General features: G+C 55.4%; 10 protein-coding genes. All 10 read right to left on the bottom strand.

The annotated features are described in order from the left end of the window. Positions 1–5: 5 nt before the first annotated feature. Positions 6–431: a nucleoside-diphosphate kinase gene (ndk, locus tag X965_RS13905; protein WP_004236924.1), complete on the bottom strand. Its 426-nt coding sequence runs from the start codon at positions 429–431 to the stop codon at positions 6–8. 212 nt (positions 432–643) lie between these two features. Further along, positions 644–2953 (bottom strand): peptidoglycan glycosyltransferase PbpC, encoded by a 2310-nt coding sequence (pbpC, locus tag X965_RS13900; protein WP_004236925.1) that lies wholly within the window; start codon positions 2951–2953, stop codon positions 644–646. A gap of 116 nt (positions 2954–3069) precedes the next feature. Beyond that, positions 3070–8094: an alpha-2-macroglobulin gene (locus X965_RS13895; RefSeq protein WP_036418515.1), complete on the bottom strand. Its 5025-nt coding sequence runs from the start codon at positions 8092–8094 to the stop codon at positions 3070–3072. 141 nt (positions 8095–8235) lie between these two features. Then, the gene (locus X965_RS13890) at positions 8236–8658 is read right to left on the bottom strand and encodes an enhanced serine sensitivity protein SseB C-terminal domain-containing protein (RefSeq protein WP_004236928.1); all 423 of its coding nucleotides are present in this window, start codon (positions 8656–8658) and stop codon (positions 8236–8238) included. A gap of 102 nt (positions 8659–8760) precedes the next feature. After that, positions 8761–10056, bottom strand: coding sequence for an aminopeptidase PepB (pepB, locus tag X965_RS13885; protein WP_015422612.1), 1296 nt, complete (start codon positions 10054–10056; stop codon positions 8761–8763). 157 nt (positions 10057–10213) lie between these two features. Continuing rightward, entirely contained in the window at positions 10214–10414 is a 201-nt protein-coding gene (gene iscX, locus X965_RS13880) for a Fe-S cluster assembly protein IscX (RefSeq protein WP_004236931.1), read from the bottom strand. Positions 10415–10428: 14 nt separating this feature from the next. Beyond that, complete coding sequence (fdx, locus tag X965_RS13875; RefSeq protein WP_004236932.1) at positions 10429–10764, bottom strand: ISC system 2Fe-2S type ferredoxin; 336 nt, start codon at positions 10762–10764, stop codon at positions 10429–10431. Between the two features lie 10 nt (positions 10765–10774). Then, positions 10775–12622 (bottom strand): Fe-S protein assembly chaperone HscA, encoded by a 1848-nt coding sequence (gene hscA / locus X965_RS13870; protein WP_036418514.1) that lies wholly within the window; start codon positions 12620–12622, stop codon positions 10775–10777. Between the two features lie 8 nt (positions 12623–12630). Next, positions 12631–13149, bottom strand: a complete 519-nt coding sequence (hscB, locus tag X965_RS13865) for a co-chaperone HscB (RefSeq protein WP_004236934.1) — start codon at positions 13147–13149, stop codon at positions 12631–12633. Positions 13150–13178: 29 nt separating this feature from the next. Continuing rightward, positions 13179–13502, bottom strand: a complete 324-nt coding sequence (iscA, locus tag X965_RS13860) for an iron-sulfur cluster assembly protein IscA (RefSeq protein ID WP_036418512.1) — start codon at positions 13500–13502, stop codon at positions 13179–13181. Positions 13503–13552: the final 50 nt, after the last annotated feature.

The raw sequence follows: 13552 nt of genomic DNA, 5'->3' as shown, positions 1-13552 counted from the left end.
TGTTATCAGCGCGGGCAGATTTCATCTTCAGTGAAGAAATAGGCAATTTCACGGGCAGCGGATTCTTCCGCATCAGAGCCGTGTACGGCGTTTTCAGTGAAACTGTCGGCGTAATCTGCGCGGAGTGTACCGGCCAGGGCGTTATCCGGATTGGTGGCGCCCATCAGATCACGGTGACGCTGCACGGCATTTTCCCCTTCCAGTACCTGTACCATAATCGGGCCGGATGTCATAAATTCCACCAGACCATCAAAGAACGGGCGGCCTTTGTGCTCAGCGTAGAATCCTTCCGCCTGTTCGCGGGTCAGGTGCAGCATTTTGGCGGCGATAATACGGAAACCGGCGCTTTCAAAACGGTGATAAATGGCCCCGATAGCATTTTTCTTTACGGCGTTTGGCTTAATGATAGAAAATGTGCGTTGTACAGACATGAATTGACCTCATTGTGCGCATGTGCGCTGTTGTCATTGTTATTTGCGGCTGACGGCAGACCGGTCCACACCTTGTGGTAAGGCAGTGATTATACGGGCTCACCTCTGTTTTTCCTACAGTTACGCAACATTTTTGCAAAGTATTCCGCATAACAGATCACAGATTTTCCGTCTGTATCACACTTTTTCCGCTGCGGTTCCCGCCGTTTCTGCTATTTCAGGGTAAAACTGACTGAACTGACCTGGCCGCTGAGATCCAGCACCGTCAGCTGATAACGCCCCGGGGTGTCCAGCGTCAGCAACAGCGGCTCACCGGACTCAGTACTGCCCGCCTGGTCGCCGTTAAGAAACCACCACTGAGTGCCCTCTCCGCCCTGCGTCACCACCCGCAGATCGAGGGTTTTCGCCAGCGGCAGACGGCGCAGCACATCCCCTTCGCGGATCCCGGAAATCAGCAGCGGAGCCGCTTCCACCCGCAACGGCGGACAGGTTTTACTCACCGGCGGCAGACGGTGGCTGCGGCGTTCACCCGGCGGCAGCCAGCTCTCCAGCGCAATCGGCCACAGCGCCACGGTTTTCTCCTGTGCATCCGGACAATCCGGCGACACCCGTTCCCCCTGTCCGTTAACCCAGATCACCGCATTGGTGCCGGACAGGCTTTCCTGCCCTGCGGACGGCAGTGTCGGCGGCACAGTATTGTCCAGCACCAGCGCTATCCGCTGCTGACGGCAGTTCGGATCCTGTTTGTCCGCCGCCAGCCCTGACGGCCAGCAAATCATCTTACTGCTGACGCTGATGGGTTTCGGATCCGGCAATTTTTTGCCGCCGCGTGCCCGCAGATAACTGTCCACCTGATACAGGATCGGGATCGCGGTTGCAAACCCGGCCTGGCCGGCCACCGGCGTACCGTCCGGACGGCCGACCCACACCCCGATGGTGTAGCGGTTATTCACCCCCAGTGCCCAGGCATCACGGTAGCCGTAACTGGTGCCGGTTTTCCACGCCAGCGGCACATCCTGCGCCAGCCGGTCATCTGCCAGCGGCCGTGTCTCTCCGGCCATCACCCGGCGCGTGATCCACGCCGCGCCCGGGGAGATCAGCTGCCGCTCTGCCAGTGGATCTTCCGGACGAAAACGCACCGGTGCCACTTTGCCCTGACGGGCAAACGCGCTGTAGGCCGCAATCAGCTGATCCATCCGCGCCCCGGTACCGCCCAGGATCAGCGACAGGTTCGGATCACTGCCGAGCGGAAAACGCAGTTCCAGACCGACGTTACGCAGTTTGGCACTGAACCGTTTCGGACCGTAAACATCCAGCAACTGAACCACCGGCAGATTCAGAGAACGGCGCAGTGCCTCACTGACACTCACCGGCCCGCTGAACCCGGTATCAAAGTTGCCCGGCCGGTAATCATTAAAACGGCGCGGCACATCCTGTAACAGAGATTCGCTGTGGATCAGCCCCTCATCCATCGCCAGGGCATATAAAAACGGTTTCAGTGTGGAACCCGGTGAACGCCAGGCACTGTTCACATCCACATGGCCGAAACGGGTGTCATCAGAGAAATCGATAGAGCCGACATAGCCCTTCACACTCATATCGCGGTTATCCACCACCATAATGCCGAGCGAGGTTTTTTCCGGCAGCTGATATTTGCGGTTGCGGGCCATCTCCTCCAGCTGACGCTGAATGGCCGGATTGATGGTGGTGCGGATCACCGGGTCTTTCACCCCCTGCGCCACACGCCGTGCCAGCAGCGGCGCGGAATGCGGCACCTGGCGCGGTGCCAGCCAGATACTCTCCTGCTTTAAATCATTCACTTTTGACTGCGGCCACACCTCAAATTCGGCCAGCCGGTCAAGCACCTTATTACGGGCTGCTTCCGCGCGCTGCGGATAACGATCCGGCCGCAGACGGCTTGGTGCCTGCGGCAGTACCGCCAGCAGTGCCGCTTCCCCGGCAGTCAGTTCCGACGGCGGTTTGCCGAGATACATCCAGCTCGCCGCACCAATACCCTCCACCGTGCCGCCGTACGGGGCGCGGTTAAGATACATCTCCAGAATCTCATCTTTGGAATAGTGCCACTCCAGCTGAATGGTGCGGAAAACCTGTTTCAGTTTGCCGGTCAGGGTGCGGTCATGGGGGTCGAGCAGACGGGCGACCTGCATGGAGAGCGTGCTGCCGCCGGAGACAATACGTCCGGAAGTCAGATCCTGCAACGCCGCGCGGCCGATAGCCACCGGGTTGATGCCCGGGTGCTGATAGAAATAGCGATCTTCGTATGTCAGAAGCGCTTCAATAAATTCCGGTGATACATCCTTCAGTGTGACCGGGTAGCGCCACACGCCGTTACTGTCAGCGAAACGCCACAGCGGTGACCCGTCCTCAGCCGTAACCGTACGCGCCATCACCACCTCATCCAGCGGTAAAGGCCAGATTTTATCGGCCAGCCAGAGCAGCGGCGGTGTCAGAACAATTGTTATCAGGCCGGTCAGCGCGAGACGTTTAAACCACACTTTCATGTATCAAACCGCATTATCAGAATTCTTAAGATAAAAATGCCCTTATAGTTTGTTATAAGGGCATAAAACATATTTTGCTGCCGCAGCCCGGAGGCTGCGGACAACAAACGGTGCTGTTAACGAACCACTTCCAGTGTCGCCGGTATCACACCGGTGGCACGCCAGGACGGAATATACATCGATTCCACCTGTGGTGCAGGAACACTGTATTTACCCGGTGTAACCGCGCGGGCCAGATAGACCAGCGTCACCGGACGGTACTCTTCCACCGCCACCTGGGAGACAAACCGATCATCGCGGTACTCGGTATGACGGATATTGGCCTGCTGCATATCCCGGATAGCTTCAGCCAGGTTCGGCGCACTGTCCGCCAGACTTGCACTGGCTGCCGCCAGGTTCTGGTTTTCCAGCTCCAGACCGGCCGGTAACAGATCCACCACCAGCGCATCCGGCACGTTGCGGTCAGCCTGAATATCCAGACGGACTGCCACCAGGTCACCACTGCTCAGACGGTCAATACTGATCGGATTACCGTTCAGATCCATATACGTCCGCTTGATCTTCAGCACTTCAGATGACGGGTGCGGTGCCTGTAACGGATAGCCGGTGATATTCACACGACCGAACAGCTCCGCATCCCCGCGGTTCGCGACACTGATGCCGTTGTTCAGCTGTGCCGCGGTGAGGATTTCACGCAGTGCGCTGTCACGGCTGACCGCCGGGGCCTGTCCGTTGATCAGGGCAGACCACGGTTTTTCGCTCTGATTAATGTACTGACGGCCTGCCAGATACAGGGCGTTGCTCTCCTGAGTGGAGAAGTAACGGTTATTCTGTATCTCCGCAGAGAGTGCCTGCAACTTGCCGTAACGCTGATCCGCATTGGAATCCGCCTCACTCAGCAGCGCAATAATCATCGCATCATCACGGATGGTGCTGCCGTAATCGCCGGTGTAGACGCTGTCACGGTTCTTCATCACACCCAGACGGATGGCTTCGTTACCGCGATCCGCATCCCCCATTTTCTTCAGGGCGATACCCAGCTGTACCAGTGCCAGTCCGCTTGCGGCATCATCACGGCGCTGATAGACCTGACGCAGTGCACCGAGCGGTGCTTTCTGCTGCTGTGCCAGCACATAACCGGCATACGCCTGTACCGCAAAGCGCATCTGATCGCTGTTACCGTAATAGTTGCTGCTGATCACCGAGCGATCCTGCAGATAACGCAGCAGGCGGTTATTGGCGTTACTCAGGGCATCCGCCGGGACATCAAACCCGCGCTGTCCGGCACGGAACAGAAAATCTGTCGCGTATGCGGTCAGCCACGGCTCTTCCGCGCCGCTGTTATCCCACAGGGAGAAACTGCCGTCACTGCGCTGCATGCCGAGCAGATGCGGGATACCGGTCATCACCGCCTGACGGCGTCCGGCGTCCGTCTGGGTTTTGATGCCCAGTTTTTTCAGCTCAGCCTCAGAGGAGTACAGAGACGGATACAGCCCGCTCACTGTCTGCTCCAGACAGCCGTACGGATAGGCATAGAGTTCACGGATGTAACGCGAGATATCCAGCGGCGGACGGCTGGTCAGCGTCATTTCACCGGACACGGTACCGGCATCCAGATAACCGATTTGATCTGCCGGTAACGCCCATTCCCCGCCATTGCCGAGTGACATGGAGTAAGAAACAGTTTCAGCCGGGTATGCCGGACGCACACCGATTTTCCAGCTGTTTTTGTAGGTGTTGCTGCTTTCATCAGGCAGTTTCAGCCCTTTGACCGTCATGAACACCTCGCCCTGACCAAAGCCGTTGGCAGCTTCAACCGGGACATTCACGGAGGTGCGCTGGCCTTTCGCCAGGGTGACTTCTTTCTCTGCCGCCCCTTTGAGATGCACCATGCCGTCCGCACTGAAATTCACGGTCAGATTCTGTGTTTCATCGGTCAGGTTGGTCAGATCCAGCGTCAGCTGTGAACGGTCACCACCGGCCATAAAGCGCGGCAGTGCCATCTGACTGATCACCGGTGCAGCAACAATCACTTTATTCTGCGCATGTCCGAAATCTTCGTCCGTCCAGGCCTGAGCCATCAGGCGCAGTTCACCGTTGAAATCCGGAATCGGCAGAGTAACAGTCCCTTCGCCCTGCGCATTCAGTTCCACCGGTGCCGCCTGCTGCGCGATAATCTGCACTTCGGTCAGCGGTTTCAGGCCGCCGCGATCGAGATCATCGCCGCCGTCACCACCAAACCGCAGTGTGCCGAGACGACCACTGCCCTCAATCAACTGTCCATAGACATCATACTGGTCCACGCTGTAGCGTTTGCGGCCGAAGAAGGCGTCATACGGATCCGGCGTTTTATAGTCGGTGATATTGAGCACACCGGTGTCCACGGCGGAAATCAGCACATTCACTTTTTCCGGTGCTGCTTTGCCGTCCTGTGCTTTTGCTTTGATTTTAACGGTCAGATCCTGATTCGGACGGATGCGGGCCGGCGTATCCAATGTCACATCAATCTTACGGGCCGGATCGGCCATCGGGATATGCAGGATACCGACCGCGCGTTTGACGGTCGCCTGACGGGAGCTGTCGCCCGGGCGGACAACCACCGCAGTCGCGTACAGGTCGTGGCGTGTCCACTCTTTGTTCAGCGGGACTTCCACATCGATGCCGCCTTCCGGCACATCCACTTCCTGCCACCACAGCGGGCCGTCACTGGATTCCAGAAGCACATAGCCTTTACCGGCCTGCGGTGCAGTCACATTCAGTTTAACTTTATCACCGGCGTGATAATTTGGTTTATCCAGTTTCAGTTTCACCTGGTCCGGGCGAACCGCACCGGTACCGCCGGTGTTATCCTGCCAGGAATAGCCCGCCCAGAAACGCACACTGCTGGTCAGCCCGGTAGACGGATCCACCACTTCCAGACGGTATGCCCCCCAGGAGACCGGGACGGTCACTTTTGCGGTACCGTCTTTGGCGATACTGATTTTGTCATCAGACATCACGAGGTCTTTCTGATCATAACCGGATGACCAGCCTTCGGAGTCGGACCAGCGCCAGTAATAATCACGGCGCTCATAAATCAGACGCGCATTCAGATCATCCGCTTTTAACTTATTACCCTGACGGTCGGTATAGACAATTTCGAATTCAGCCAGTGAATCTTCATCCATGCTGTACTGCGACACATATTTGTCAGTGCGGTAGTCGTAAACCTCTTTTTTGGCGAAGACCGGACGAATACCGGTCATTTTCGCGGCTGGCCATACCGCGACATCCGCACGGCGGGTCACCGGACGGCCGCCGGTTTCCATCAGGCTTGCCTGGAGGATTAATTTAAACGGCGATTTCACCTCTTTCCAGTAATCATTACTGATGGTGAAAGCCAGTTCGCCGCCGTCATCCATGGTTTCGTCGAACTCATCCAGGGTGCGGGTCAGGCTCTCTTCCTGAATATCACCGAATTCAAAGCCCGGCAATTTGGCGGATGCCTCACGATCCGGACGCATAAACAGCTGCCCGGTCAGCTGATTACCGGCAGCAGGCGCTCCATAGAGATAATGGCCTTCAATTTCAAAATCAGCGGATTGCTGTGTGGTGATCGGCTGTTTGTCGGTTTTGATTTCCATCGCCATGCGCTCAGGCATGAAATCTTCCACATTGACGCTGTAGAAGCGCGGTGTGTTATCCCCGAGGTCAAAACGCAGTGTCAGCTTACCGGTCTCAATGTTTTCCGGAATCGCATACTGGTACTGATAAAGACCGTTTTCCGGCTGCCAGACGAAGGTGGAAGCCACCTGACCGTCATTTTTCAGCACATCCACTTTGACAGGCTGATCTTTAACCGGATGGCCATCGCCGTCGCGCAGCAGGCCGTTAATTACCAGAGTTTCCCCCGGACGGTACAGATCACGCGGACCAAAAACGAAGAATTGTTTTGCATAGCCCTGCGGACCGGCGATATCAAACTCTGCCAGGTCAAGCGCCGGGTTTTTCAGGTCGATCATACTGGTCTGGCCGTTATTAATCGCCAGTAACAGCGCGGCATCCGCCCCGCGATCCAGTTTTGCATGACCGCTGCTGTCGGTTTCTGCTTTGCCCAGAAGCTGACCTTTGCTGTCGAGCAGACGGATTTCCACGCCTTTCAGTGCACTGCCTTTCGCCAGCGACTGAGTAAATACATCCAGCTCATTAAGATAGCTGTGCATGGAAACGCCGATATCACTCAGGGTAAAGAGTGTGGCCGGCATGGTGTAGCTGTAACGCCCGGCCTGCTGCATCACCGCCAGATACACGCCCTCTTCCTGTAACGGCTTGATATCCTTCAGCGGGATCTGCATATTTTCACGGGTGTTTTTCTGCGGATTGAGATCAAAACGCCCGGTATAGACCAGATCAGTGTTATTCAGCAGGTCATCAGAATTCCAGTACTGGAGATTGTTGCCGTACTGCCAGCTGGCGAGGAAAGACGCCAGGGAATCCGGTTTGATGCGGTAAAAATTGACATCAATACTGTCCACGTTCAGCGCGAATACCGGCAGTCCCTGCAGGACATCAGCCGGGAACAGCGAGCCGCGGCTGGCAAAACCGACACTCGGTACCACATCCGCAGTGGTCAGTTTTAAGTCATAACCATTAACCAGTGTGCGCTCATTGATACCGCGCACGCCGCGATCGATACTCAGCTGCAATTCCCGTGACGGCGGCAGATGGCGCATGCGCAGTTCCATCAGGTTATCCGACAGCTCCCAGGCACCTTCCAGCTTGCCGTTTTTCACGTCCACCAGACGGGCAAACTGACTGAAATCCTGGTTCGGATCCAGCGGAACAGAGAAGGTCACCACCATCGCATTTGCGCCGTCGAGCTGGATCTCAGAGGCGTCGATGATAGTCACATCTTTCCCGGCGTAGCGCTTACTCAGCTCTGCCAGTGATGCGGCATCCTGTGTTTTTTTCGCAGACGGAGAGGAAGCAGATGAAGAAGACGAGTTTTCTTTATTATTATTGGCCGGCGCGCTGTCATTGCTGCCCGCCGCCGTGGTTTTACTGCCGGTGTCATCACAACCCATGAGCGCCAGCGCTGATGCAAGAAGCACTGCAATGCAGCGTTTTTTGCCGGGACCCTGTCCTGCAATCGGAGAACGCATAATCAATCCTTTCTGGTGAGCCCGGAAAACGGGCACTTGTTCGGTATTATTTCACGAAGTGTAAACAAAGCCTAAACAAGCGTATAGTGCATTATTCTGAATATATGCACTACACATATTCACCATCCGGATAAATTATTGTTACGCTTCTGTTACCGGAATGGCGTTACGCAGCCAGCCACCGAGACGGCGCTGATAGAATGCCTGAGTGTGCTGTGTCAGGAAGTGCGTCAGCCCGTCATTTTCATCCGGATTTAACAGACAAAAATCAATATGCTCCCCGTCAGCAAGGTGCTCCATCGCAGCCTCAGCCGCCTGACGGATCACGGTATCCACTTCCTGCTCTTCATTCAGCTCCAGCACAATCAGCAGCACCGGTTCATCCGGGACAGTATTGTTTTTTTCGGCAGCCATTACCCAAAATGCACGGCGCACCGGTTTGTGCTGTTTAAACACGCCGGTCAGCGCATCAAGCACCGCGTCCGGTTTGTTTTCCGGTACGCTGAGCAGCAGTGCGCTGCCCTGTTCAATCATCACTTCCTGTACCGGGAGTATATCCGCCATTACAGAACTCCTTATTTCAGCATCTGTCTTCGTAAATATCACAGAAAAACGGCCACATGTTATGTGACCGTTTTACAGCAGAATCAGCAGGGCAATACCCGGTTACTGTCCGGCTTTTTTCAGCAGCAGTGCCGCCACAGTGCGCACACCGTACCCGGTTGCACCCGCAGACCATAAGTCTGACGGCGCTTTGCGGTAAGTGGCTGAGCAGTCAATGTGCAGCCAGTTTTTACGGTAATCTTCCACAAAATGAGACAGGAATGCCGCAGCGGTACTTGCCCCGGCAGTATTCGGTGCCCCGGTGTTGCTCAGATCCGCAAAGGAGGACGGCATCTGACGGCGGTGGAATTCTGCCAGCGGCAGGCGCCAGAACATCTCTTTTTCCTGATCAGCGGCTGACATCAGTTCATTGTACAGCGCATCATCGAAGCTCATCACAGAGTGATAGTCGTTACCGACGGCAGTTTTCGCCGCCCCGGTCAGGGTCGCTGCATCAATGATAAACCCGGCGTTATCTTTGTCCGCTTCAATCAGACCATCCGCCAGTACCAGACGCCCTTCCGCATCAGTATTCATGATTTCAACGGATTTACCGTTGCTGTAACGGATAATATCACCCAGTTTGAAGGCATTACCGCTCACCAGGTTATCCGCGATGCACAGGTACAGTTTGACGCGCTTTTGCAGGCCGCGGCTGATAGCCATTGCCAGTGCGCCGGTCAGGGTGGCTGCGCCGCCCATATCGGATTTCATGGAGTCCATGGAGGAAGTTGGTTTCAGGCTGTAGCCGCCGGAGTCAAAGGTTATCCCTTTACCGACCAGGCTGGCGAACACCGGCGCATTTTCCTGTTTGCCCGGATTGTAATCCAGCGCCAGCAGTACCGGCGGACGTACAGAACCACGGCCAACCGTATGGATCCCCATATAGCCCTGCTCGCGTAAATCTTCCCCTTTGATGATACGGTAACCGACTGAATTGCAGGAAACACCGCACAGCAGATCAACCGCACGCTGCGCCAGTTGTTCCGGGCTCAGCTCTTCCGCCGGGGTATTGATAACGTCGCGTACCCAGTCGATGATACGGATACGGTGTTCCAGTTCGGTTTTATCCGCTTCCGGTAATTCCGGCCATTCAATCGAGCGTGCGCCTTTCGGACCACGGAAGCCCTGCCAGAATGCCCAGCTGGTTTCCAGATCCCAGTTACTGCCGCTCAGTACCACATTACGGATACCCTGACCATCGATTTTGCGGCCCGCGCTCTGCACGGCGCACAGCATCCCTTTACGGCTTAAATGAACGGTCATTCCTTTGTCAGTCGCGCTGACCAGGGCTTTCTCTCCCCACGCCGGAGAAGCAGGTTCATACGATAAGGTTACAGGCATGATGAGTTGCGTCATTTCGTTCTCTCTTTTGACTTTTAGACTGCCGTAACAGTCAGATTTTATTTGAGGAATGCACGGCGTGCCGGTCTGCACAGGAGGCGGTAACAGCATACGCGCATCAGAGACCGCACGCTAACACAATTGTGCGGCCTGATGCGCGTAACAAAAGACATCATTCAAATTCGTCGAGCCAGACTAACAAAATTGCTTCTAATACTTTTTCGTTAGATTTTTCAGGGGCATCGTCAAATTCTTCCAGTTCGCAGATCCACTGGTGCATATCGGTGAAACGCACTGTTTTCGGATCTGTGTCCGGGTACAGATCATACAGAGCTTCGCCGATTTCACGGCTGTCCTGCCATTTCAGTCCCATTTCAGGCTCCTTTATCAGTGCTCACGCGCGTGGTTGATGGTGTATTTCGGAATTTCCACCACCAGGTCTTCATCCGCGACTTTCGCCTGGCAGCTCAGACGGCTTTCCGGCTCGAGTCCCCAGGCTTTGTCCAGCATGTCATCTTCCAGCTCACTGCTCTCTCCGAGGGAGTCAAACCCTTCGCGGACGATACAGTGACAGGTTGTGCAGGCACATGATTTCTCACAGGCATGTTCAATTTCGATACCGTTACGCAGGGCAACATCCAGAATTGACTCACCTTCATTTGCGTCGTATACCGCACCTTCAGGGCATAATGACTCATGCGGTAAAAAAACAATCTTAGGCATAATCTTCCCGTTATATCTCATCCACAGAGTGGCCCGCGAGTGCCTTGCGGACAGAATTGTCCATCCGGCGCGCCGCGAATACCTGTGTTTGCTTGTCCAGTTGTTTAATTGCGTTTTCAATGGCGGCTGGTGAGTCGCCTTCAACGCTCTCAATAAGCACACCGACTGCCGCATCAATAGCGGCATTTTCGTCGTCGCTCAGTAAATTGCCATCCTCTGAAAGCGCCTGAGTCAGGCTCTCCAGCAGGCGGGCAGCTTCCACTTTTTGTTCCGCCAGACGGCGGGTGGATAAATCGTTTTCTGCGTTTTCGAGTGAATCTTTGATCATCCCGGCGATATCGGTATCGCTCAGGCCGTAAGACGGTTTGATCTGAACTGAGGCCTGCACACCGGTGGATTTCTCCAGTGCACTGACACTCAGCAGCCCGTCCGCATCCACCTGGAAGGTGACACGGATATGGGCATTACCGGCGGCCATCGGCGGGATGCCGCGCAGGGTAAAACGTGCCAGGGAACGGCAGTCGCTGACCATTTCCCGCTCGCCCTGCAGCACATGAATGGTCATGGCGGTCTGGCCGTCTTTAAAGGTGGTAAATTCCTGGGCACGGGCTGCCGGAATGGTGGTGTTGCGCGGAATGACTTTTTCCACCAGGCCGCCCATAGTTTCCAGCCCCAGCGAAAGCGGGATCACATCCAGCAGCAGCATGTCGCTGTCCGGTTTGTTACCGGCCAGAATATCTGCCTGAATCGCGGCACCGATAGCAACCACTTTGTCCGGGTCAATCGAGGTCAGCGGCTCTTTGCTGAAGAACTCACCGACCAGCTCACGCACCAGCGGCACGCGGGTTGATCCGCCGACCATCACCACTTCGCGGACTTCATCCTGATCCGTTCCCGCATCTTTCAGGGCACGGCGGCAGGTCATCAGGGTTTTTCTGACCAGCGGACGAATGAGTTCCTCGAAGGTCTCACGGGTCAGCACACCCTGCCAGCCATCCAGGGAGATGGTGGTTTGTGCGGCATCAGACAGTGCAATTTTGGCTTCCGCCGCCGCATTTAATACTTCGCGGTGCTGCGAATGCCCCTGTGACTGAATGCCGCGCTGCTCATAAATCCAGTCAGCAATCAGATTATCGAAATCATCACCGCCGAGCGCGGTATCACCGCCGGTGGCCAGCACTTCAAATACACCACGGCTCAGACGCAGCACAGAGATATCAAACGTACCGCCGCCGAGGTCATAAACCGCAATCACCCCTTCCTGACCGGAATCCAGCCCGTAGGCGATTGCCGCCGCTGTCGGCTCATTCAGCAGACGTAAAACGTGTAATCCGGCAAGGCGGGCGGCATCTTTGGTGCCCTGACGCTGCGCATCATCGAAATACGCGGGAACAGTGATCACCACGCCATCCAGTTCACCACCGAGGGTTTCCTGCGCGCGCTGTGCCAGCACGGACAGAATATCCGCCGAGACACGGACAGGATCTGTCAGCCCGGCCGCAGTGCGGATGATTGGCAGGCCGTTTTCACCCGCCTGCAACTGATACGGCAGATCAGGATAGCGCTCAGTGATATCGGTCAGCGAGCGCCCCATCATGCGTTTGACAGAGATAATCGTATTCTGAGGATCGGCCGCCGCATTTGCGCGGGCATCCCAGCCGACCCGGCGGCTGTCCGCGCTGTACTGCACGACAGAAGGCAGTAAATAACGCCCTTCGTGATCGGGCAGCACATCGGTTTCACCACTGCGCACAGTGGCGACCAGTGAATGAGTGGTGCCTAAATCAATACCCGCGGCAAGGCGGCGCTGATGCGGGGCGGGAGCCTGTCCCGGTTCGCTGATTTGTAACAGTGCCATATTTTCCCCTAGAAACTGTCGAGCAAACGTTCTTCAAGATTTTCAATTTGTTGCGTCAGTTTACTCAAAAATCGTAATTTACGCACGCTGTCCGCTGCAGCGGTCCAGTCTTCGTCATCCAGCTGATGAATCATCTCTGCCATCCGGGTTTTTGTCATTTTAGTGATAGTGGCAGCAAAACCGGCCAGTGCATCACTGTCCTGTTTCTGTTCGATGATATCGAGGGCTTCGCGCAGTTCCAGCTGCTCCATCAGAAATGCAGTATCATGCATTGTGTGCTGTTCATTATTGATATCAATATCATGTAACAGCAGCATGTATTCCGCACGTTTCAGGGGATGTTTCAGGGACTGGTAGGCGTCATTGATGGTCGCGGCCATTGTCAGTGCCTGCGCTTGTTCTTTCGCATCACCGGCGGCAAATCTGTCCGGGTGATACTGGCGCTGCAAATCCTGATAACGACCGGCAAGTGCCTGTGTGTCAAGGTCATAACGCACAGGCAGGCTGAACAGGGAAAAATAGTTCATCGTGTTCTCTTCGCGGATAAATGGATCAGTTAAACGTGAAAACTCTCGCCGCAGCCGCATTCGCTGTTGACGTTCGGGTTATTGAATTTAAACCCTTCGTTTAACCCTTCCTTCACGAAATCCACTTCCGTGCCGTCAAGATACACAATACTTTTTCCGTCGATGATCACTTTTACGCCGTGATCTTCAAAGACGACATCATCTTCATTAATGACATCGGCAAATTCAAGTACGTAAGCCATACCAGAGCAACCGGAGGTTCTCACGCCTAACCGCAGACCTACTCCTTTACCGCGGTTTGCCAGAAAACTGGTGACCCGGCTTGCCGCACTTTCTGTAAGAGAAACGGACATTACACACCTCGCTCTATAAACCAGTATGGCGGATGACCGATGGGATCAGT

This window comes from Morganella sp. EGD-HP17 (assembly GCF_000512315.2).
GTDB lineage: Bacteria > Pseudomonadota > Gammaproteobacteria > Enterobacterales > Enterobacteriaceae > Morganella > Morganella morganii.
The sequence above is the reverse complement of the archived record's forward strand: the minus strand, read 5'-3'. Positions and strand labels throughout refer to the sequence as shown.

Coding starts and splice junctions, on each gene's coding strand:
- ndk (WP_004236924.1), bottom strand. CDS start 431: ATGTCTGTACAACGCACATTTTCTATCATTAAGCCAAACGCCGTAAAG.
- pbpC (WP_004236925.1), bottom strand. CDS start 2,953: ATGAAAGTGTGGTTTAAACGTCTCGCGCTGACCGGCCTGATAACAATT.
- X965_RS13895 (WP_036418515.1), bottom strand. CDS start 8,094: ATGCGTTCTCCGATTGCAGGACAGGGTCCCGGCAAAAAACGCTGCATT.
- X965_RS13890 (WP_004236928.1), bottom strand. CDS start 8,658: ATGGCGGATATACTCCCGGTACAGGAAGTGATGATTGAACAGGGCAGC.
- pepB (WP_015422612.1), bottom strand. CDS start 10,056: ATGACGCAACTCATCATGCCTGTAACCTTATCGTATGAACCTGCTTCT.
- iscX (WP_004236931.1), bottom strand. CDS start 10,414: ATGGGACTGAAATGGCAGGACAGCCGTGAAATCGGCGAAGCTCTGTAT.
- fdx (WP_004236932.1), bottom strand. CDS start 10,764: ATGCCTAAGATTGTTTTTTTACCGCATGAGTCATTATGCCCTGAAGGT.
- hscA (WP_036418514.1), bottom strand. CDS start 12,622: ATGGCACTGTTACAAATCAGCGAACCGGGACAGGCTCCCGCCCCGCAT.
- hscB (WP_004236934.1), bottom strand. CDS start 13,149: ATGAACTATTTTTCCCTGTTCAGCCTGCCTGTGCGTTATGACCTTGAC.
- iscA (WP_036418512.1), bottom strand. CDS start 13,502: ATGTCCGTTTCTCTTACAGAAAGTGCGGCAAGCCGGGTCACCAGTTTT.